We start from the raw sequence: 20238 nt of genomic DNA on the forward strand, positions 1-20238 counted from the left end.
GGTGAGGGAGGGCCCAGTGGACTGGAACGCCTTGGTCCTCCTCGCCTGGGCACTGGCAGCGCTCATCGTGGTTCCCGGAGCCATCCTGCTGCGCGCCCTGGGCGCGCCTCCGCTAGCCGCCCTGAGCGCGGGCCCCGCGATCACCCTCATGATCGTCGCGATCGCAGGAATCGGACTCGAAGCTGTCGGTATCGGGTGGGGGACTGGATCGCAGAGCGCCCTGGGCGCGGCGGTGCTCGCCTCGCCCCTGGTCGCCCGGCTCGCGCACCGCTGGCTCGCCGCCCGTTGCCCTGCGGCGGCCTCGCCTGATGAGGCCTCTGCGGAGCTGGCTGTGGAGAGCTCCTCTGGGAGCACCCCCGTCGCAGCGGGCTGGTTGATCCGTGCGCTGCGCGGCCTCCGCGCCCTCAGGGCCTCCCGCCTGTTCCACTCGGTCAGCGCGCCCAGGACTCTACTGACCGCTGTCGCGGCGATCCTGGCGGCGCTGCCCGCAGGCCTCATCCACGCGCTTGCCCTGACCCGCCAGATGGGGGAGCCGGACACCGTTCACCAGAACATGGACTCCGTGCTCCATATGAACCTCATCGAGGAGATCTACCGCACGGGCAACTCCTCGATCCTCACCGCCGCACGAAGCATCAACGGGGCGATCTACCCCGATGGCTTCCACTCCATCGCCGTCGTCCTGCGCCCCTGGGCGAACTCCTCGCAGATCCTCAACGCCTCCCTCATCGCCGTCGGCGCGATCCTCCTGCCCCTGACCGTCGTGCTGCTCGCGCGGGCCGTGGGCCTGCGCTGGTGGGCGGCCAGCCTCGCCGCTCTCCTGGGGACCGCCACGATGTGGGTCCCGGCCTACATGGTCTTCTTCAACGCGCTGATGGCGGCAGCGCTCGCGATGGTCACGCTCCTGGGCGTCGTCGCCGCCCTCCTGGCCCTGCCGGGTCACGGCCGCCGCCACCTGGCCGCGCTCGCGGCGCTGGCGCTGGCCGGCCTCGGAGGTGTCGGCGCGGCCCATCCTGGAGGAGCCCAGGCGCTGCTCGTCATTCTGTGCGTGCTCGGAGCCGTCCGGCTCTCGCGCGCCGCCGCGAGGCAGGCCCGGGCCGGCAAAAGGAGGAACGCCCTCCTGCGCCTCCTCGGCGCGGTGGGATGCCTGCTGCCCGTTGGGATCATGCCGCTCGTCCCCGCGCTGCGGACCATGTCGGGCTTCCCCGGCGATGGCCGCACGATCGGGGACACTGCCTCCATGAGCTTCCTCCTGACCCCCTTGGAGGGACAGGCCCCATCCGGCTGGCTCGAGGCCCTCGGTGCCCTGGCTGTCGCCGGTGCGGTCCTCCTGGCGCTCCGCGGCCGCTGGGCGCCGGTGACGGTATGGGGGACGCTTGTGGCACTCGCGCTGACCACCGCGTCGGCCGACCCCGGGCTCGGAGCCCTCACTGGCGCGTGGTGGCGTGACCTCCTACGCGTCCTCGCGCTCCTCGTGCTCGTCGACGGCGTCATCGCCGCGGGCTGCGTCCAGGAGCTGGGAGCCCTCGGCGCCAGGGCATGGCCTGCCAGGATCGGCCCCTCCCTCTCCTGGAGGGGCAGGGGCGTGCGCGCGCCGCATGTGGCCGGGGCACTCGCCGTCTGCGCCGCGCTGGGGATGAGCATCCCCGCCTGCCGCGTGGGCGCCGAAGCCTCGGAGTACTGGTCCTACTACGCCTACCAATGGTTCACGCACTACAAGTGGCTCGACGCCGACGAGGCCGAGGAGCTCCAGGGGGAGAACCGGGACGCCTTCGCAGGGGCCATGGTGTACGGATCGCCGGAAACGGGCGCGACCTACGTCGCTGTCCTCACCGACGGCACCTCCTTCTACCGGCACTACGGCGCTCCCATCAACTGGAAGCAGCAGTACCTGGCGCAGAACTTCTCCAAGATCCGCACCGACCCGAGGGTATGCGCCATCATCAGGGCCCAGGGCGGTGTGCCCATGTACTACGAGCAGCCTGATCTGCCCCCGGAGGCCTTCGACCGATACCCGGGCTTCTGGGACGTCGACACCTCGAAGGGCTTCGTGAGGGTCGCCGACGTCGGCGGTGCGACACTATGGCGCATCACCGCTTGCGAGGAGAAGGGAAGGACCCCATGAGCGGACCCTGGCGCTCACATCGGGCGGCCTGGTACGGTCTCGTCCTGCGCGCCGTCGTCGTGCCACTGCTGGGGATCGCAGCGCTCGCCGTGCTTGCCCTCATGCTCTGGCTCGGCGGCGGCTCGTCGTGGATGGCGGCTCTGCCGATCGCGGTGGCGGTCCTCGGAGGGCTCATCATCCCCGGCTGGTCGATCGCCTATGCCTGGGGAGCGCGCGGCGTGACCGCCCTGGGCGCCGCGCCCGCGATCACCGCGGGGATCGTCGCCGTCGGCGGCATCGTCGCACAGTTCCTTGGGATCCCCTGGGATCGCGCCCACCTGCTCATCGGCCCTGTCGGCTGGCTGTGGGTCGTGGGCGCCGTCGCTGGTGTGCTCGCGGGCCGCCCGCTCCGGGCGCCCGGCGCTCGTCCGCCGGCCGGCCCGACCCCCCTCGATTTCCGGAGCAGGCTCGCGCTCGGCGCCGCCCTGGGGCTCGCCGCGATCATGACCGCGGTGCCGGTGATCCACTCGACCGGGGCGCTCGACTCCCCGATGCAGGCATCGGACTCCGTCTACCACCTTGCCGCCACCGCCTTCGTGCGCCTCACGGGGGATGCGAGCTCCTTCGGCGGAACCTGGCCGCTCTACGACGGCCAGAGCATCTACTACCCCATGGTCTGGCACGCCATCGCGGCGCTCCTGCCCAGAGGAGTCATCGAGGGCTCCAACACCCTTGTCGTGGTGCTCTCATCCGCGGTCTGGCCGCTCGGCATGGCCGCGCTCGTGCGCGAGACCCTCAGGCGCGCCAGTCCCGAGGGGGACCGGGGCGACGGCGCTGTCCTGGCCCTGGGGACCGCGCTGTCCGGCTCAGTGATCTCCATCCTCCTGCTGCTGACCAGCGTGTGGCCCTACGCGCTGTCCGTCTGCCTCCTGCCCGGATGCCTGGCCCTGGTGACGCGCGCCTGCGAACCCGGCGCCCTGGGCGCCTGGCGGCGCGCGCAGGCCCTCGTGCTGGCGGGGCTGGGGGTGATCGGCGTCGTCGGCGCGCACGGTGCCGCTGCCTTCAACCTCGCCGTGCTCGCCGGACCGCTGGTGATGCGCGGCCTGTGGGGGCCGGTCTCCAGCGCCTGGCGCCGGGGCGGGCGAGGACGGAGCATCCTCATCGGCGTTGCCGCTGTGGGCGCGGCCCTCGTGGCCGGGGTCGCTTGGACGGTGCGCGACTCGCTGGCGGATGTCATCACCTACCAGCGCCCTCCCAGCAATCTTGCCGAGACGGTCTACGCCCTGGCCACCGATCACCCGTTGCTCGCCCGCTTCTCCCCGTACATCCCGGGCAACATCCTGGTGCTCGTCCTCGCGCTCGTCGCCGTCGTCGGGGCGTGGAGGGGCTCCCGGGGGAGCGGCGCGCAGCAGGCGCGCCTGTGGACGATCGGCACTGGAGTGGCGGCGCTCATCCTCCTCCTCGCTGCCGGGCCCCGATGGCCCCTGCGCGTCCTGGCCGGGCCGTGGTACACCCAGCGCGCCCGCATCATCGTCCTGGTGACGATCGGCCTCCTCGTCCTCGCCACGCTCGGCGCCCGGGAGCTCATCCGCGCCTGGCGCCCGCTTCCCGGGTGGCGCGGGTGGCTGGGGGACCGCCCCGCGCGCCTGGCGCTGGCCGCGCTCGCCGTCTCACTCGTCCTCGCTCCGGCATGGAGGTGGGGGCTGAGAATGGAGATCATGGAGGCGGTCCATGACCCGGCCCGTATCTCCTACGGCACGATGCTCTCCGACGCCGAGTTGGCGATGATCCGCCGTGCTCCCCAGGAGCTCCCCGCGGGCGCGCTCGTCATCGGGAACCCCTCCAACGGGAGCGCCTACCTGTGGAGCGTGGCTGGCGTGCGCACCGTCTACCCGACGCGATTGTTGCCGATCAGCCCAGAACTGGAGTGGCTGGGGGAGCACCTCGACCAGATCGGCTCCGACCCGGAGGTGTGCCGGATCCTCACCGAGCGCGGGGTGACGCACTACTACTCCGACGACGTCCGCCCCGACGGCGCCACCGGGGGCGGACGCCAGCCCCTGTGGGGATGGCGGATGGACCAGGTGCCCCGCGAGTACCTGGAGGAGGTCGACTCCGCGCCGTCGGGCAGTGGCTCCACGGCGACGCTCTGGCGCATCACCGCCTGCTCCTCCTGACGCGAGACCGGGCGATCAGCACCGCGAAACCGGGCGGTTATCCACAGGCTGGTTCGCTGTCTCGTGACAGCCATCATCCTTGTGGATAGTGAACCGGTCTCGGCGTGCTGTTCGCCCGGTCTCGGTGAGAGGGAGGGGTGGGGCTACTGGCCCTGGGCGGCGTACTTCGCCTCGACCTCCGCCTTGAGCGGGCGCCACCAGGCCTCGTTCTCGCGGTACCAGTCGATGGTCGCGGCCAGGCCGGAGCGGAAGTCCGTGAACTTCGGGGCCCAGCCCAGCTCCTGCACCAGCTTCGTGTTGTCGATGGCGTAGCGCATGTCGTGGCCGGGACGGTCATTGACATGCTCGTAGTCGTCCTTGTCGAAGCCCATGAGCTCCAGGATGAGCTCGACGACCTCCTTGTTGTTCTTCTCGCCGTCGGCGCCGATGAGGTAGGTCTCGCCGATGCGGCCCTTCTCCACGATGTCCCACACGGCGTCGTTGTGGTCCAGGACGTGGATCCAGTCGCGCACGTTCTCGCCCGCGCCGTAGAGCTTGGGGCGCACGCCGTCGATGAGGTTGGTGATCTGGCGGGGGATGAACTTCTCGATGTGCTGGTACGGCCCGTAGTTGTTCGAGCAGTTGGAGATCGTGGCCTCGATGCCGAAGGAGCGCACCCAGGCGCGCACGAGCAGGTCCGAGCCGGCCTTCGACGACGAGTACGGCGAGGACGGGTTGTAGGGCGTCTCCGGGGTGAACTTGGCGGGGTCATCGAGCTCCAGGTCCCCGTAGACCTCGTCGGTGGAGACGTGGTGGAAGCGCGTTTTGTGGCGGCGCACCGCCTCCAGGAGGGTGAAGGTGCCCACGAGGTTGGTGCGGATGAAGGGGGAGGGGTCGTTGAGGGAGTTGTCGTTGTGGGACTCGGCGGCGAAGTGGACGACGACGTCCGCGTCCGCCACGAGCGGGTCCACCGTGTCCATATCGGCGATGTCGCCGACGACGAGCTCGACGCGGTCCGACACATCCGCCAGGGATCCCTTGTTGCCCGCGTAGGTGAGCTTGTCGAGCACGACGACGCGCGCGTCGGGGTAGCGCGAGAGGGTCTGGTGGACGAAGTTGGCGCCGATGAAGCCGGCGCCGCCGGTGATGAGGACGTTCATGAGGGACTCCGTGGTCGACACTGCTCGGCCAGCAGGCATGGGATATGCGATGCCGTGAAAACGCCGAATTCTTCCGCCCGCCATCATGCCACAGGCCTCGGTGGCGGCGCTGGCGCGAGGCGGCGCCGCGCACTGGATCCGGAAGGGCGTGCGCCGGCGAAAGGCCCCTGGAAGCGGGTCACCGCCGTCACAGGGAACATTGCATTTCGATGAGCATTGCCAGGCTCACAGTGGAGAGCGGAGGTGGTGGCGGGTAGGGTGTCGAGTTGACCCCAATAGCCTCATCAACCCCATTCGTCACACCGGTATCATCGTGCTGGTCGTGCGCAACGAGAGGACCCCATGCTCAGCCGTCGCTCCTTCGGGATGATGTCCACCCTGCCCCTGATCGCCCTCGGCCTCGCCAGTGAGTCCTCAGCGTCCTCAGCCTCCGCGGCGTCGGCGACCGCCCCCCGCCCCCTCGCCCTGTCCGCCGACGGCGCCCCCGCGAAGGTGCTGGAGCTGACCGGTGGTGACGGGGCCCTCACCTCGCTCGCCCAGGCCGGTCTCAAGTCCTCGCCCTCCGCCGCTCCGTCCGCCACTGCCAGCCCTGCCGCGAGCGCTCCGGCGGCCGCGTCCGGCACCGGCGTGGGAACGGCCCACTTCTCGCTGGCCACGGCGGACCTGACCTCCGACGTCGACCCCGAGCGCGACGCCACCCTCCTGACCGAGCCCCTCGCCGTCGACGGCTTCGTGGTGGCCGGCTTCACCTGGAGCGGGGGAGGCCTTCCCGACGGCGCGAGCGCCTACCTGCGCGTGCGCGAGGGCGGCGAGTGGTCCACCTGGCACCTCCTGGAGGTCGAGAGCGCCGAGGGGCGCGACTCCGGCTCCGCCCGCCCCACCGGCACCGAGCCCTTCGTCACCGGCGGCGCCGACGCCGTTCAGGCCGCCCTCATCATCGACGACGCCCGCTCCATTCCCGCGGGCCTGCGCCTCCACCTCGTCCCCGATGCCCCCAGCGGCTCCGAGGAGACCATCGAGTCCTCCGAGCTCGCGTCCGTCACCGCGCCCACAACGCCCGTCGACCAGTCGGCCACGGCGCGCCAGACCGCCGCCGCCGGGACCATTGAGACCCCCGCCCCCGCGGGAGCGCCCGCCGGCGGCACCGGGCTGGGCCCCCTGCCCCAGGGCCTGGCCGCCGCGGTCGCCGTCGCCGGCCTGCCGTTCTCGGTCACCCCGCGCTCTGCCTGGGGAGCCTCCTCCAGCTCCGACTGGGACGTCGAGTACGCGACCGCGAAGCACGTCATCGTCCACCACACCGCGGGGACCAACAACTACACCGCCGCCCAGTCCATGGGCATCATCCAGGGCATCTACCACTACCACTCGGTCACCCTGGACTGGGGGGACATCGGCTACAACTTCCTCGTCGACAAGTACGGCACCGTCTACGAGGGCCGCCTGGGCACCCTGGACTCCGCCCCCGGGACCATGGCCGTGGGCGGCCACGCCTACGGCGCCAACACCGGGACCATGGGCATCTCCATGATGGGCGACTACTCCGCCGCCGCCCCCAGCCAGGCCCAGCTCGATCGCGTCGGGCGGCTCGCCGGCTGGTTCCTCGCCCGCGGCGGGGTGACCGACGCGGGCGGCTGGGCGAGCTTCACCATCCGCTCCACGCAGAAGTACGCCGCCGGACAGGTCGTCTCCCTTCCCCGCATCCTCGGCCACCGCGACGTCGGCTACACCGCCTGCCCCGGGAATGTCGGCTACTCGCGCATGGACCAGATCCGCTCCATCGCCGCCACGCAGATGGGCGGCGCCCCCACTCCCAAGCCGGGATGGGTGCAGTCCGGATCCGCCTGGTACTACTACACCGATGACCTCGAGCTGGTCACCGGCTGGCTCCAGGAGGGCTCCGCCTGGTACTACCTCTCGCCCGGCTCGGGCCGCATGGCCACCGGCTGGCTGTGGGACGGCAAGGCCTGGTACTACCTCAACCCCTCCAGCGGGGCCATGGCCACCGGATGGAAGAAGGACGGCAGTCGCTGGTACTACCTGCACTCCAGCGGCGCCATGCTCACCGGATGGCAGAAGGTCGGCCCCGACTGGTACTACCTCGACCTCTCCAGCGGGGCCATGGCCACCGGCTGGCGGTTCATCAATGGGGGCTGGTACTACCTGGCGGAGAACTGGGGCGGTATGGCCACGGGCTGGCACCGCATCGGCGGCACCTGGTACTACCTGCGCCCCGACGCCGGGTTCATGGTCACCGGCACGCAGAGCATCGGCGGCAAGACCTACCGCTTCGCCCCCTCCGGCGCGTGGATCGGCTGATCGCGCGGGCCGTAGCCCGTCGCACAGCCCAGGTTGCCCGCGCGGCAATCGCCCTGGTCTAGACTGAGCCTTCGAGTCGCCTTCTCCCAGGGCGGCGGATTGGCACCCAGACCCGGATGAGTGAGGCCATGGCGGAGCATATCGATGTGAGGGCGCCCCTGACCCTCGGCCAGCAGGCGAGCCTCATCAACGCCTTCGGGCAGAGGGACCTCAAGGCCAAGTTCAATGGCACCCTGCTGGGCTGGGTCTGGTCCCTCGTGGTTCCCCTGGCCACGCTGGGCATCTACGCCGTCATCTTCGGCGGCCTGTTCAAGATGCAGGCCCCCACCGTCGAGAACCGCACGGGTGGGATCGCCCTGTTCGCGCTGTGGCTCTTCGCGGGCCTCACCGTCTGGGGCTACTTCCAGAACTCGATCAACGCGGGCATCAACGGGCTCCTCTCCTCCGGCGGGCTGCTGCAGAAGGTCTACTTCCCCGCCTACGCCCCCGTGCTCGGCGCGGGGCTGGCCGTCGGCATCCAGAGCGCCATCGAGGTGGGGCTCCTCCTCGTGGTCCTCGGGCTCCTGGGATTCCTCGCCTGGTCATGGCTGCTCATCCCGGCGCTCTTCGCGCTCGTCGTCGTCTTCGTCCAGGCGATCTCCGTCATCCTGTCCATCGGCAACGTCTACATGCGCGACCTCGCCCAGCTCGTCGGCGTCATCCTCCAGCTCATGTTCTACGCCACGCCGATCATCTACAACGTCAACATCGTCCCGCAGGAGCAGTGGGGCATCCCCCTGCGGTTCCTCGTCAACCACATGCCGATCGCCGAGTACATCGAGCTCTTCCGCTCCCTGGCCTACTCCAGCCAGGTGGGCGCCTGGACGCAATGGGCGGGCTGCCTGGGATGGGCCCTGCTGGCCTACGCCGGGGCGCGCCTGGTGGTCCGCAAGTGGGGCGCCGACCTGGGGGAGATGATCTGAGATGAGCGCTGACATGATCCAGGCCGCGGCCTCTGCCGCCGATGCCTCCCAGACCGCTACCGAGGCCGCCGGGCCGGAGGACTACGCCATCGTCGTCGACCACGTCTCGAAGAGCTTCGAGATGCAGGCCGACCGCCGCTCCACCTTCAAGGAGCGCTTCGTGCGCGGGCGCGCCACCTCCGAGCAGCGCGTCTTCCACGCCCTCGACGACGTCTCCTTCAAGATCCGCAAGGGCACGACCTTCGGGCTCGTCGGGCACAACGGCTCGGGCAAGTCCACGATGCTCAAGCTCCTGGCCGGCGTCTACCGGCCCACGAGCGGCACCGTCACCGTCTCGGACAACGTCGATGCCCTCCTGGAGCTCGGCGCCGGCTTCCACGGCGAGCTCACGGGACGGGAGAACATCTTCCTCAACGGCGCCATCCTGGGGCGCAGCCGCAAGCAGATCGAGTCCACCATCGACTGGATCATCGACTTCGCGGATATCGGCGCCTTCATCGACCAGCCCGTCAAGGTCTACTCCTCGGGCATGACGGTGCGCCTGGGCTTCGCCGTCGCCGTGGCTATCCGCCCCAAGATCCTCATCGTCGACGAGATCATCGCCGTGGGCGACGAGGAGTTCCAGCGCAAGTGCTTCGAGTACATGCGCGATCTGCGCGACCACGGCACCACCATCGCCCTGGTCACCCACTCCCTGTCACTGGCCAAGGAGATGTGCGACGAGGTCGTCTGGCTCGACCACGGCCGCGTCAAGATGATCGGCCCCGCCGACGAGGGCGTCTCGGCCTACATCGCCGCCGTCAACGCCAAGGAGGCCGCCAAGCGCGCCGCCGAGCAGACCGAGGAGGAGCGGGAGGCGGACAAGGACTTCCGGCTCAACCAGGGCTCGGGGGAGTGCCGCATGACCGGCGTCGAGATCTTCGACGGCGAGGGCAAGAAGGTCCCCTTCCTCACCACGGGCAAGCCCGCCACCCTGCGCATCCACGTCCACGCCCGCAAGGACTTGCACGACGTCGAGCTCGGGCTCGCCTTCATCACCGACGGCGGGGTCATGATCTCCGGGCCCAACTCGCGCCACGCCGGGCACCTCTACAACCTCGCCGCCGGCGAGGACGGCTTCGTCGACTACACGATGGACCCCGTCGTCCTCCACCCCGGCCGCCTGTGGCTGACCACCTGCTTCCTGCGCGACGGCGCCACCTACGACTACTCGGACCGCCAGACCGAGCTCCTCATCCACGAGGGCCGGGTCATTGACGAGCCGGGCCTCATCACCATGCCCGAGGGGCGCTGGAGCCCCGCCCTGAGCGTCGAGGCCACGGGCGCATCCCAGGCCGAGCCCCGGAACGAGGAGGACCGATGACCGCCAGTCAGGATGACGAGATCCGCCGCCTGCGGGCCGCGCTGCGCCACGCGCACGCCGAGGCCGGGGAGCTCCACGCCGAGATCCAGCGCCTGGAGAAGGAGCAGCGCATCATGCAGCGCAAGCTCGACGGCGCCTGGGAGCAGCTCGCCGATATCCGCCACTCCACGTCCTGGCACCTCACCGCGCCGGTGAGGCTCGCCAAGTCGGCCGTCCGCATGAGGCTGCCCCGGTGAGCCGCCTCCTGGAGCGGCTCCAGCGCGCCCAGCGCCGCGGCCAGAGGCTCAACGAGGGGCCGCTCGTCGTCGACGTCACCCGGGGCCAGATCCGCCTCGAGCGCGGGTCGAGGGACGCCATCGACGCCGCCGAGCGGGTCGCCATCGTCGCCCAGTACTCGGCCACCCCCGTCCAGCCGCTCTCGCTGAGCCGCTACCTGGCCGCCCTGGACGCCTCCGGCTACGCCACCGCCGTGGTCTCGACCGCCGAGTTCGACGAGCCCCTGGAGTTCCCGCACGGCGTCCCCGATCGGACCGTCGTCATTCGGCGCCCCAACCTCGGCTATGACTTCGGCTCGTGGACCACCGGGCTCGGCTGGATCCCGGGCGTGCGATCCAAGCCCGTCGTCCTGCTGACCAATGACTCCATGCTCGGGCCCTTCGCCCCCATCGACGAGCTCCTGGAGTGGGCGGCCGAGCCCCCCGGTCCCGACATCCGCTGCCTGACGAGCTCCTTCCAGTTCGGGCGCCATATGCAGAGCTACTTCCTGTCCTTCCGGGGAGGGATCCTCGCCGATCCCGTCTGGAGGCGCTTCTTCGACGGCATCCGCGTCCAGTCCACCAAGGAGGACGTCGTCATGGCCTATGAGCTGGGCCTGTCCCGGCTCGCCTTCTCCGAGTCGTACTCCACCGACGAGTGGGTCACCGGCCCGGATATCGGGGCCGGTTACGAGAATCCCACGATCCGCGCCTGGCAGGGGATCATCGCCTCGGGCGCCCCCTTCCTCAAGCGCACGATCCTGACCCACCCGGACCTGACGGCCGAGGCGGCCGCCAGCGCCGAGTACCTGCAGCGCCTGTACAACATCGACATCCACCAGTGGTGAGCAAGAGGCACGAGACATGACCCGCATCTCCAAGCACGGCGCCACTCGCCGCGCCACCTACTTCGCGGCCCGCGGCCGCAACGCCGCCGCCAACCTCATCGCCACCGGCTCGGTGCGCGGCTACCGCCCCAAGCACCCCGCGGACTTCGCGGCCTACGTCGACCGCCTCGGCGGGCGCCAGGACTCCGGCTTCCCGGACAAGTGGCGCGTGGACCCGGCCTTCCACGTCGACTCCCCGGCGCGCATCGCCGTCGTCATCCACTGCTTCTACCCCGAGCTCATCGACGAGCTCTTCGAGCACCTGCGCTTCATGCCGGTCGACTTCGACCTGTTCATCACCAACGCCTCCGGCACCGGGATCGAGATCCCCGACGGGATCGAGCGCCTGGGGGCCAGCGTCGTCGTCGAGGTCGACAACCACGGCCGCGACATCCTGCCGACCGTCAACCTCGTCAACTCCGGGATCCTCGACCCCTACGACCTCATCCTCAAGATGCACACCAAGCGCAGCCCCTGGCGCGAGGAGCACGCCGAGCTCGCCGGCAGCGGCGAGACCTGGAAGCAGCAGTTCCTCGGCGACCTCGCGGGCTCGCGCGAGACGATCGAGGGCGTCCTCGCCGCCTTCGCCGCCGACCCGGCCCTCGGCGTGCTCACCGCCACCGACTCCATCGTCGGCAAGCAGTTCTGGGGCGGGGACCAGCGCATTGTCGAGCAGCTCCTGCGCCGCCTCGAGCTGACGATCGACCCCGACGAGCTCGAGTTCGCCTCCGGCTCCATGTACTGGTGCCGCGGCCTGGTCCTCCAGGGCCTGCGAGCCCTCAACCTCCAGGCCGCCGACTTCGACCCCGAGGCGGGCCAGGTGGACGGCACCACCGCGCACGCCGTCGAGAGGATCGTCGGCATCGTCACCAAGGAGGCCGGGCTGCGCACCGTCGAGCCCGCGACGATCCAGGAGATCCTCACCGCCCCCGGCACCGACTCGCAGGGCTGGCACCGCTTCGACCGCGACGCCGAGCGCGTCCCCGCCGCCACCGTCATCCCCTTCTACCTGCCCCAGTTCCACGACTCGCCGCAGAACAACGTGTGGTGGGGCAAGGGCTTCACCGAGTGGTCCAACGTCGTGGGGGCCGTGCCCGCCTGGCGCGGCCACTACCAGCCCAAGCAGCCCACGGAGCTGGGCTACTACGACCTGGAGATGGACTCGGTGCGCGCCGCCCAGGCCGAGCTGGCCGGCTCCCACGGCCTGGCCGGGTTCATGTACTACTACTACTGGTTCTCCGGCGAGCGGATCCTCAACCGCCCCATCGAGAAACTCCACGCCTCGGACCTGGACTTCCCGTACTGCATCATGTGGGCAAACGAGAACTGGACCCGCCGCTGGGACGGGCGCAGCCAGGACGTCCTCATCGGCCAGGACTACGACAAGGTCCCCGCCGAGGACTTCATCGACGACGTCATGGAGTTCCTCCTCGACCCCCGCTACATGCGCGTGGACGGCAAGGCGCTCATCGCGGTCTACCGCCCCGCCCAGATGGACAACTTCCCGCAGGTCGTCGCCGCCTGGCGCGAGCGCGCCCGTGCCGCGGGCGTCGGCGAGCTCCACGTCATCGCCGTGTCGGTGGCCAAGGAGTTCGACGGCGTCGGCGAGGACTACCACGCCAATGGGCTCGACGGCATCCTGGAGTTCGCCCCCCACAACCTGCCGTGGATCGCGGGCCCGGCCCTCGACGTCGGCCTGGACAAGCGCTGGCGCGGCAACTTCATGAGCTACCAGGGAACGCTCAAGGCCTCCCTGCGCAACGCGGTGCGCCTGACCGAGCACGAGTACCCCGGCGCCATGGTCACCTTCGACAACACCGCCCGCCGACAGTGGAAGGCCGACGCCTGGTACGGCTCGAACCCCTACAGCTTCCACCGCTGGGTGGCGGGCCTCATCCGGGCCGTCGCCGGGCGCGAGGAGGCCGACCGCCTCGTGTTCATCAACGCCTGGAACGAGTGGGCCGAGTCCGCCGTCCTGGAGCCCACCACGCGCTACGGGCGCACCTACCTCCTCGCCCTGCGCCAGGCCATCTGGAGCTGAGGCGCCGCAGGCCGGAGGAGCGCGGCCGAACCGGTCTCGCCGTGCTGATCGCCCGGTCTCGGCGAGGGGGAGGGATCAGCGCTGGGGGTGGCGGGAGGGGTAGGGGCCAAGGCGGCCGCGCAGGCCGTCGACCAGCCCCTGGCGCAGCATCCGATGCCGCTCCCCGCGCCGATCCGGCAGGGCGGCGTTGAAGACCGCGTACTTCGTGGCCCAGTAGGAGTACCGGACGCGCCAGCGGGCCGGCAGCGGCGAGCCGCGGCCCACCAGCGCGAGCGTGTTGCGCAGGATGTAGTAGTTGCGGATCGGCGCGTGCACGTGGATCGGCTGCGCCCGACCGGGCAGGCGCACGACCTCGTCGCCCAGCGAGTGGGCGAGCCGGGCCGCCGGCACCGCGACCAGCCGCCAGCCCGCGCGCCGCGCCCGCACCCCCCACTCCAGGTCCACATGATCGATGAACAGGTCCTCGCGCATCGGCCCGATCTCCTCCAGGGCTCTCATGCGCACGAGGCAGCCCGAGGCGATGAGGAAGGCGACCTCCAGCCTCGGCCGGGCCAGCTCGGCCTTGGTGGCGCGCTTGGGGCTCCAGCCCCGGTCCACGTAGACGAGCTCGTCGGCCCCCTCGCGCTCCTCGGCCGGCAGTGGCCCGACGGCGGCGATCCGCCCATCCTCCTCGATGGCCTCGAGCAGCTGGGCAACCATGGTCGGCGAGGGGATCGAGTCCTGGTCCGACAGCAGCACGTACTGGGCGCCCTGCTCCCGGGCGGCGGCGATGCCGCGGTTCTGCGCGGCGGCGATCCCGAGGTTCTCGCCGAGCTCGATGAGCCTCGCGCCGTGGGCCGCGCAGGCCTCGCGGGCGCGGCCGAGCCCAGGAGCGGCCGATCCGTTATCAACCACGAGGACGGCGTCGCACTGGGGGGCGAGCGCCTCCAGGAGTCCCCCCAGGGGCCCGGGCTCGTAGGTGACGACGACGGCGGTGGTCGTGGGGCGGGTCATGGGCGTCTCCCGAGGCTGCGCGCGTGATGCGGGGGATGGGTCTGGCCGCGCCAGCCTAGCGCCAGGCGGTCCCGCTCCGCTCGGCTGTGCCCGGGCCCCGGCGCCCGCGCCGTCGGCCGCTCGCCCGCCCTGGTCGGGGGACCTCTGTGCGCGGCCCGGTGGTAGCGGCGATCACGGTGCCCGGCGCCCTGAGCGGAGGCTAGACTCATTCCAACCCCGCCCACGGCCCGCGCTGAGCGCAACGAGGAAGAGGATCACCCGCCCATGACCACCACTGCGAAGCCCCTCGGTGTTGAGACCACCCCCATCCCTGGCTTCCTGCGCATCGACTTGACCGTCCACGGGGACAACCGCGGCTGGTTCAAGGAGAACTGGCAGCGCGAGAAGATGGTGGCCCTCGGCCTTCCCGACTTCGGCCCGGTGCAGAACAACATCTCCTTCAATGACGAGGTCGGGGTGACCCGCGGCATCCACGCCGAGCCATGGGACAAGTACGTATCCGTTGCCACCGGGCGCGTCTTCGGCGCCTGGGTCGACCTGCGCGAGGGCCCGAGCTTCGGGACGGTCTACACCTGCGAGATCGACCCGTCCGTCGCCGTGTTCGTCCCCCGCGGGGTGGGCAACGCCTACCAGACCCTCGAGCCGAGCACCGCCTACACCTACCTGGTCAACGACCACTGGTCGCCCGACGCCCAGTACACCTTCTTGAACCTCGCCGATGAGACCGTCGCGGTGCCCTGGCCGATCGCCCTCGACGACGCGATCCGGTCCGACAAGGACAAGGCCCACCCGCGCCTGGCCGACGTCACCCCGTTCCCGGCCGCCAGTGATGCCGCCGCCCCGGGCCGCCGGGTCCTCGTCACCGGCGCCAACGGCCAGCTCGGCCGCGAGCTCATGAGCCAGCTCGCCGACGCCGGCTACACGGCCACCGGCGTGGACCTGCCCGAGTTCGACATCTCCGATGCCGCCGCCATGGACGCGCTCGACTGGTCCGCCTACGACATCATCATCAATGCCGCCGCCTGGACGAATGTCGACGGCGCCGAGACCCCCGAGGGCCGGCCCGCGGCCTGGCGCGCCAACGCCACCGGCCCGGCCAACCTCGCCCGCGCCGCCACCAAGCACGGCCTCGCCCTCGTCCACATCTCCAGCGAGTACACCTTCGACGGCGCCACCGAGCCCCACACGGAGGACGAGCCCCCCAGCCCCCTGGGCGTGTACGGGCAGTCGAAGGCCGGCGGGGACGCCGCCGTCGTCGCCGCCCCGAGCCACTACCTCGTGCGCACCAGCTGGGTCGTGGGGGACGGGAAGAACTTCGTGCGCACCATGGCCTCGCTGGCCGAGCGCGGTATCGCCCCCAAGGTCGTCGCCGACCAGACCGGGCGCCTCACCTTCACCACGGACCTGGCCGCGGGCATCATCCACCTGCTGTCCACCTCCGCCCCCTACGGCACCTACAACCTCTCCGGCGAGGGCCCCGTGGTCTCCTGGGCCGATGTGGCCAAGCGCGTCTACGAGCGCCTCGGCCACGACCCAGCCGAGGTCACCCCCATCACCACTGAGGAGTACTTCGCAGGCCAGGACGTGGCCCCCCGCCCCCTCAAGTCCGCCCTCGACCTCAGCCGGATCGAGGCCACCGGCTTCACCCCAGGCGACTCGATGGAGCGCCTCGACGCCTACATCGCGAGCCTATGAGGCACGGCAGCATGGGGGACCGGGATGACCGCCCGCCCACAGCCTCGGCGGCCCCCACTCCCTCCGCTGACACCCGCGAGGGGGGCGAGTCCCCGGCAGCCGCGCCGCCCTCCGGGAGGCTCGCCTGGTTGGACCGGCCCATGACCCGGTGGATCCTCGGCGCCCTCCTGGCACTCAGCGTGCTGGCCACCGGTCTCGGGTGGGCGCTGGCCTCCCCGGTCGGCGGTTCCCCGGACGACGACTACCACCTGGGCAGTATCTGGTGCCCCCCGCCCGTGGAGTCCTCGGGCTGCGCCACCAAGGTCATCAACAACGAGGTCCAGGTCTACGTGCCGCAGACCGTCTCCCAGCGGACCTCCTGCTTCGCCTACCCCGACGGCGACGGGACGATGCTCTGCAAGGGCGCCCTGTCCGACCACGAGTACACCTATTCGCGCCGCTACGACGCCGGCAATTACCCGGGCGGGTACTACTGGTTCCACCACCTGTTCGTCAGTGACGATGTCACCGCCTCCGTGCTCATCATGCGCGGGGTCAACATCCTCATCGCGATGGTGCTGCTCGGCTCCATCGGATGGCTCCTGCCCTCGCGCTACAGGGAGAGCCTGGCCCTGGCAATCGTCGTGGCATGGATGCCCATGGGCGCCTACTTCGTCGCCTCGAACAATCCCACGTCATGGGCCCTGTCGGGCGGCCTGGCCTATGCCACCGCGCTCTTCGGCTCACTGCGGGCGGAAGGGCGGCGCCGCTGGGCGCTCCTCGGGCTCGCGGCGCTTGGAGCGCTCATCTCATGCTCCGCGCGCGGGGACTCGGCCTTCTTCGTGCTCGTCATCTCGCTCGCCGTGCTCGTCGGCGCCCCGTGGACGAGGAGGATCGTCCCGGAGGCCACCCTCGCCCTGGTCGCCAGCGCCATCGGCTTCTGGATCATGCGATCCACGGGCCAGGCCACAGCGCTGGCCTCGGCTTCGTCACCCGAGGACTCCTCCCCCTTGATGAAGCGGCTCAACTCCTTGATCACCTCCCTTCCCGACTACTTCGCGGGGTTCTACGGGCAGCGCTGGGGCGCGGGCTGGTTCGATGTCCCCTTCGACGGCGCCCCTGCCAGTATCGCGGTCGGACTGGCCGCCATCTGCCTGTTCCTCGGCGCCCGACGAGTGGGCTGGCGCAAGGCGCTGAGCGCCCTCATCGTCCTCGGGGCCATCGCCGGGATCCCCCTCGTCATCTCCCTGCAGGCGGGCTACTCGCGGGTCTACCAGTACCAGCCCCGCTACATGCTGCCGCTCTTGGCGGTCCTGCTCTTCCTCTGGCTCGCCATGTCCGTCAAGGACCGGCATGTCACCGGCCTGCAGATCTGGTTCATCGGGATCAGCTCGGTGATCGTCGATGCCTACGCCCTGCGGCGGGTCATGGAGCGCTACACGCATGGGCGCCTCGACCTCGACCACCCCGTCTACAGCCTCGACCTCTTCCTCAAATGGTGGTGGTCCGACGTCCCCCTCACGCCGGAGTACACCTGGCGCCTCCTCGTGCTCATCTACGCCATCGCCATCGTCGCGATGTCCCTCGTGCTCTGGCGCCGGCCCGCGCGTGCCCTCGCCGCGCCGACAGCTCCTGCGAGCGCTCCTCCCCGGAGTGACCGCCCCCAGGCTGAGCCGGAGCGCCAGGAGCCGACCGAGGCCTTCGTGAGCAGGACATCGCCCGGGCGGCACGCGCGCGTCCAGCTCCCCCAGGAGCCGCTCGCCGACGCCGCGCGCCCGGCACCGACCCGGCCGATGGGCGCCCCTGCCGCTGAGGACTCCCATGAGTGTTGAGCGCGCCCACGACCTTCTCATCATCATCCCCGCGTGGAACGAGGAGGTCGCGCTGCCCGGAGTGATCGCCGAGGTCCAGGCGACGGTCGGCGCCATCGCCGATATCGTCGTCGTCTCCGACGGCTCGACGGATCGCACGGCCGCGCTCGCCCGCCAGGCCGGGGTGACCGTCCTCGAACTGCCGGTCAACCTGGGGGTCGGCGGCGCCATGCGCGCCGGATTCGTCTACGCCACGCGTTACGGCTATTCCCACGCGGTGCAGCTCGATGCCGATGGCCAGCACGATCCCGCGGAGATCCCCGCGATGCTCGAGGGCGCGCGCGCCACGGGCGCGGACCTCGTCATTGGCGCGCGCTTCGCGGGCAAGGGCGACTACTCGGTGCACGGTCCCCGGCAGTGGGCGATGAAGGTGCTCTCAGCGATCCTCTCCCGCGTCAGTGGCACCCGGCTGACGGATACGACCAGCGGCTTCAAGCTCTACAACAGCCGGGCGCTGGCCGTGTTCTCCCGGGACTACCCGGCCGAGTACCTGGGGGACACCATCGAGGCGCTCGTCATCGCCAAGCGATCCGGTCTGACAGTCCGCCAGGTGGCCGCGAGGATGCGCCCCCGCGCTGGTGGCGAGCCCTCCCACAACCCGCTCAAGGCCGCGCGCTTCCTCATGCGGGCGTTCCTCGCCCTGGGGATCGCGCTCAGCCGGCCCAACCGGGCGGTCCCCGGCGAGCCTCCCTCTCCGACGGACCAGGAGGGACAGCGATGAGCCCCACCTACATCCTCGGCATCATCTTCGCGATGATCGTCTTGGTCTCGATCTTCTTGCGCATGCGCAACTCCGGGATGAAGGAGGCGTACGCGACGTGGTGGATCGTCATCTCGCTCGGCTGCGTCGTCTTCGCCCTCATTCCCGGCGGACTGCGCGCGGTCTCCAGCCGGCTGGGCGTGGAGGTTCCGCTCAACCTGGGCTTCTTCGTCGCGGGCATCATCATGCTCCTGCTGTCGCTGCGCTTCAGCGTGGACCTGTCGCACAACGCCGAGGACCGGCGCCGGCTCGCCGAGGAGATCGCCATCCTGCGAGCCGAGGTCGACCGGCTCACGTCCCGGATCGACCGGGCCGGCATCGGCGAGTCCTCGCCCGGGGAGGACGCGAGGAGCGGCGATGAGACGGGGTCATCCTCGCGGGGCCCGGCGCCCCGGGAGGATCACGAGTCCTGAAGCCCGCGGCCGCGTGGGCGCGCCCGCCCCGTCCGCGGCCCGAGACCGCGACCGAGCCGCCCTCAGCCTCGTCAGCCGCGATGATCGCGGATGACCTCGGCGAGGATATCGGCGTACTGGCGCGAGCGCACCGGCCAGGTCCACTGCTCGATGAGCTCGCTGGGCGCGAGGGCCGGTGGCGATGCCAGCATGGCGGCCAGCGAATCGGCGAGGCTCTCGGCGCTGCGCCCGGGCGTGATGACGACGGGAGCCCCCTCATCGGCCAGGATCTGCGCTCCGGGCACCTCGTAGGTCACCACGCGCCCGTTCTCGGCGATCGCCTCCAGGAGCGTGGTCTGGAACCCCTCGGACAGGACGGTCGGGTTGACAAGGGTCGCCCCGGCCAGCGCCTGGCGCACCTGGCTGGGCGGCACGCGGCCCGGGATCTTGACGACGCCGTCGATGCCCAGCTCGCGGGCCATCGCACGGGCCTCCTCCAGCTGGGCGCCCGCGCCCAGCAGCTCGCCGTCGACGTCGATGCCCCGCTCTCGCAGGGCGGCCACGGAGGCGAGGAAGGCGTCCCAGCCCTTGCCCGCCACGACCCTGCCGACGAACACGAGGTGGCCCGGCCGCTCGGGGGCCGAGGGAGAGGGCTCCGGCGCCGGGATGGCGTTGTGGAAGACCTCGGCGTCGACTCCACCCAGGCGCTTGACGAAGGCCGCGGACTGGGCCGAGATCGCCAGCAGGCGATCGGCGTGGCGCAGCACGTAGCGGCCCATCGTCAGATCGACCGCCCGCGATCCGGCGAAGATGATGGGGGAGGGGTTGGCCACGAATCCCGAGCCGTGCTCGGTGTGGATCACCGGGATCCCCACCATGTGGGCCGCCCGCAGCCCGACGAGGCTCATGGGGAAGAAACGCGTGTGCGTGCCGACGATGTCGATCCGCTTCTCGCGCAGGAACCGGGCGATCCGCCGCGTGGTGCCCACGCGCGGGAAGCTGATGACCTCCGCGATGGGGAGGTAGCCGCGTCCCGTGAGGACCCGCACGCCGTCGTCGTCTCGGAGGTCAGGGGCGTCCGAGAGCGTGAGGACCCAGACCTCGTGGCCCAGATCGCGCAGCCCCTGGGCGAGTGCGGCGACATGGTTCTCGAGGCCGCCCAGCCGGGGCGGATAGGTGTTGATGACCAGGGCGAGTCTCATACGTGCTTCTATCGGTCGGGCAGGGGCGGCGGTGGGGATTGTGAGAGGAATGCTCTCACACGCCCGGGCCCCGCCGGGGCAGCGCGTGGGACCGCGCGCGGCA

Annotated in this window: 15 protein-coding genes; 12 read left to right on the forward strand and 3 right to left on the reverse strand. The window is 70.9% G+C overall.

Features of this window, described 5'->3' with window-relative positions:
* The first annotated feature begins 16 nt into the window (after nt 1-16).
* Both A1QA_RS0111495 and A1QA_RS0111500 read left to right on the forward strand, forming a co-directional pair.
* Nucleotides 17-2125 (forward strand): DUF6541 family protein, encoded by a 2109-nt coding sequence (locus A1QA_RS0111495; RefSeq protein WP_017179053.1) that lies wholly within the window; start codon nt 17-19, stop codon nt 2123-2125.
* Nucleotides 2122-4281 carry a DUF6541 family protein gene (locus A1QA_RS0111500; protein WP_017179054.1) on the forward strand — a complete coding sequence of 720 codons (2160 nt, stop codon included), beginning with the start codon at nt 2122-2124 and terminating at the stop codon, nt 4279-4281. The genes A1QA_RS0111495 and A1QA_RS0111500 overlap by 4 nt, the downstream gene beginning before the upstream one ends.
* A gap of 143 nt (nt 4282-4424) precedes the next feature.
* On the opposite strand, the gene rfbB is transcribed toward A1QA_RS0111500, so the two are convergent.
* On the reverse strand, nt 4425-5420 hold the full coding sequence (rfbB, locus tag A1QA_RS0111505) for a dTDP-glucose 4,6-dehydratase (RefSeq protein WP_017179055.1): 996 nt from the start codon (nt 5418-5420) through the stop codon (nt 4425-4427).
* Nucleotides 5421-5762: 342 nt separating this feature from the next.
* Here rfbB and A1QA_RS14610 point away from each other — a divergent pair, with 342 nt between their 5' ends.
* The 6 genes from A1QA_RS14610 (at nt 5763) to A1QA_RS0111535 (ending at nt 13243) form a co-directional block, all read left to right on the forward strand.
* Nucleotides 5763-7736, forward strand: a complete 1974-nt coding sequence (locus A1QA_RS14610; RefSeq protein ID WP_017179056.1) for an N-acetylmuramoyl-L-alanine amidase — start codon at nt 5763-5765, stop codon at nt 7734-7736.
* A gap of 128 nt (nt 7737-7864) precedes the next feature.
* A complete protein-coding gene (locus A1QA_RS0111515; protein ID WP_017179057.1) occupies nt 7865-8698 on the forward strand; it encodes an ABC transporter permease in 834 nt (277 codons plus the stop codon).
* Between the two features lies 1 nt (nt 8699).
* Nucleotides 8700-10061: an ABC transporter ATP-binding protein gene (locus A1QA_RS0111520; protein WP_244266150.1), complete on the forward strand. Its 1362-nt coding sequence runs from the start codon at nt 8700-8702 to the stop codon at nt 10059-10061.
* On the forward strand, nt 10058-10297 hold the full coding sequence (locus A1QA_RS0111525; RefSeq protein WP_017179059.1) for a hypothetical protein: 240 nt from the start codon (nt 10058-10060) through the stop codon (nt 10295-10297). Before A1QA_RS0111520 ends, A1QA_RS0111525 begins: the two co-directional genes overlap by 4 nt.
* The gene (locus A1QA_RS0111530) at nt 10294-11163 is read left to right on the forward strand and encodes a rhamnan synthesis F family protein (protein WP_017179060.1); all 870 of its coding nucleotides are present in this window, start codon (nt 10294-10296) and stop codon (nt 11161-11163) included. The genes A1QA_RS0111525 and A1QA_RS0111530 overlap by 4 nt, the downstream gene beginning before the upstream one ends.
* Nucleotides 11164-11179: 16 nt before the next feature.
* Nucleotides 11180-13243, forward strand: a complete 2064-nt coding sequence (locus A1QA_RS0111535; protein WP_017179061.1) for a glycoside hydrolase family 99-like domain-containing protein — start codon at nt 11180-11182, stop codon at nt 13241-13243.
* A 75-nt stretch (nt 13244-13318) separates the two neighbouring features.
* Here the strand turns inward: A1QA_RS0111535 and A1QA_RS0111540 are convergent, their stop codons facing one another.
* Nucleotides 13319-14236 (reverse strand): glycosyltransferase family 2 protein, encoded by a 918-nt coding sequence (locus A1QA_RS0111540; RefSeq protein ID WP_017179062.1) that lies wholly within the window; start codon nt 14234-14236, stop codon nt 13319-13321.
* Nucleotides 14237-14500: 264 nt separating this feature from the next.
* Here A1QA_RS0111540 and A1QA_RS0111545 point away from each other — a divergent pair, with 264 nt between their 5' ends.
* From A1QA_RS0111545 to A1QA_RS14620, 4 genes are all read left to right on the forward strand, one after another.
* Complete coding sequence (locus A1QA_RS0111545; protein WP_017179063.1) at nt 14501-15931, forward strand: sugar nucleotide-binding protein; 1431 nt, start codon at nt 14501-14503, stop codon at nt 15929-15931.
* Between the two features lie 140 nt (nt 15932-16071).
* Nucleotides 16072-17742 (forward strand): DUF2142 domain-containing protein, encoded by a 1671-nt coding sequence (locus A1QA_RS14615; RefSeq protein WP_167320660.1) that lies wholly within the window; start codon nt 16072-16074, stop codon nt 17740-17742.
* A complete protein-coding gene (locus A1QA_RS0111555; protein ID WP_017179065.1) occupies nt 17732-18502 on the forward strand; it encodes a glycosyltransferase family 2 protein in 771 nt (256 codons plus the stop codon). The genes A1QA_RS14615 and A1QA_RS0111555 overlap by 11 nt, the downstream gene beginning before the upstream one ends.
* Entirely contained in the window at nt 18499-18954 is a 456-nt protein-coding gene (locus A1QA_RS14620; protein WP_017179066.1) for a DUF2304 domain-containing protein, read from the forward strand. The genes A1QA_RS0111555 and A1QA_RS14620 overlap by 4 nt, the downstream gene beginning before the upstream one ends.
* A gap of 71 nt (nt 18955-19025) precedes the next feature.
* Here the strand turns inward: A1QA_RS14620 and A1QA_RS0111565 are convergent, their stop codons facing one another.
* Nucleotides 19026-20135, reverse strand: a complete 1110-nt coding sequence (locus A1QA_RS0111565; protein WP_017179067.1) for a glycosyltransferase family 4 protein — start codon at nt 20133-20135, stop codon at nt 19026-19028.
* Nucleotides 20136-20238: the final 103 nt, after the last annotated feature.

This window comes from Actinomyces timonensis DSM 23838, from assembly GCF_000295095.1.
Classification (GTDB): domain Bacteria; phylum Actinomycetota; class Actinomycetes; order Actinomycetales; family Actinomycetaceae; genus Actinomyces; species Actinomyces timonensis.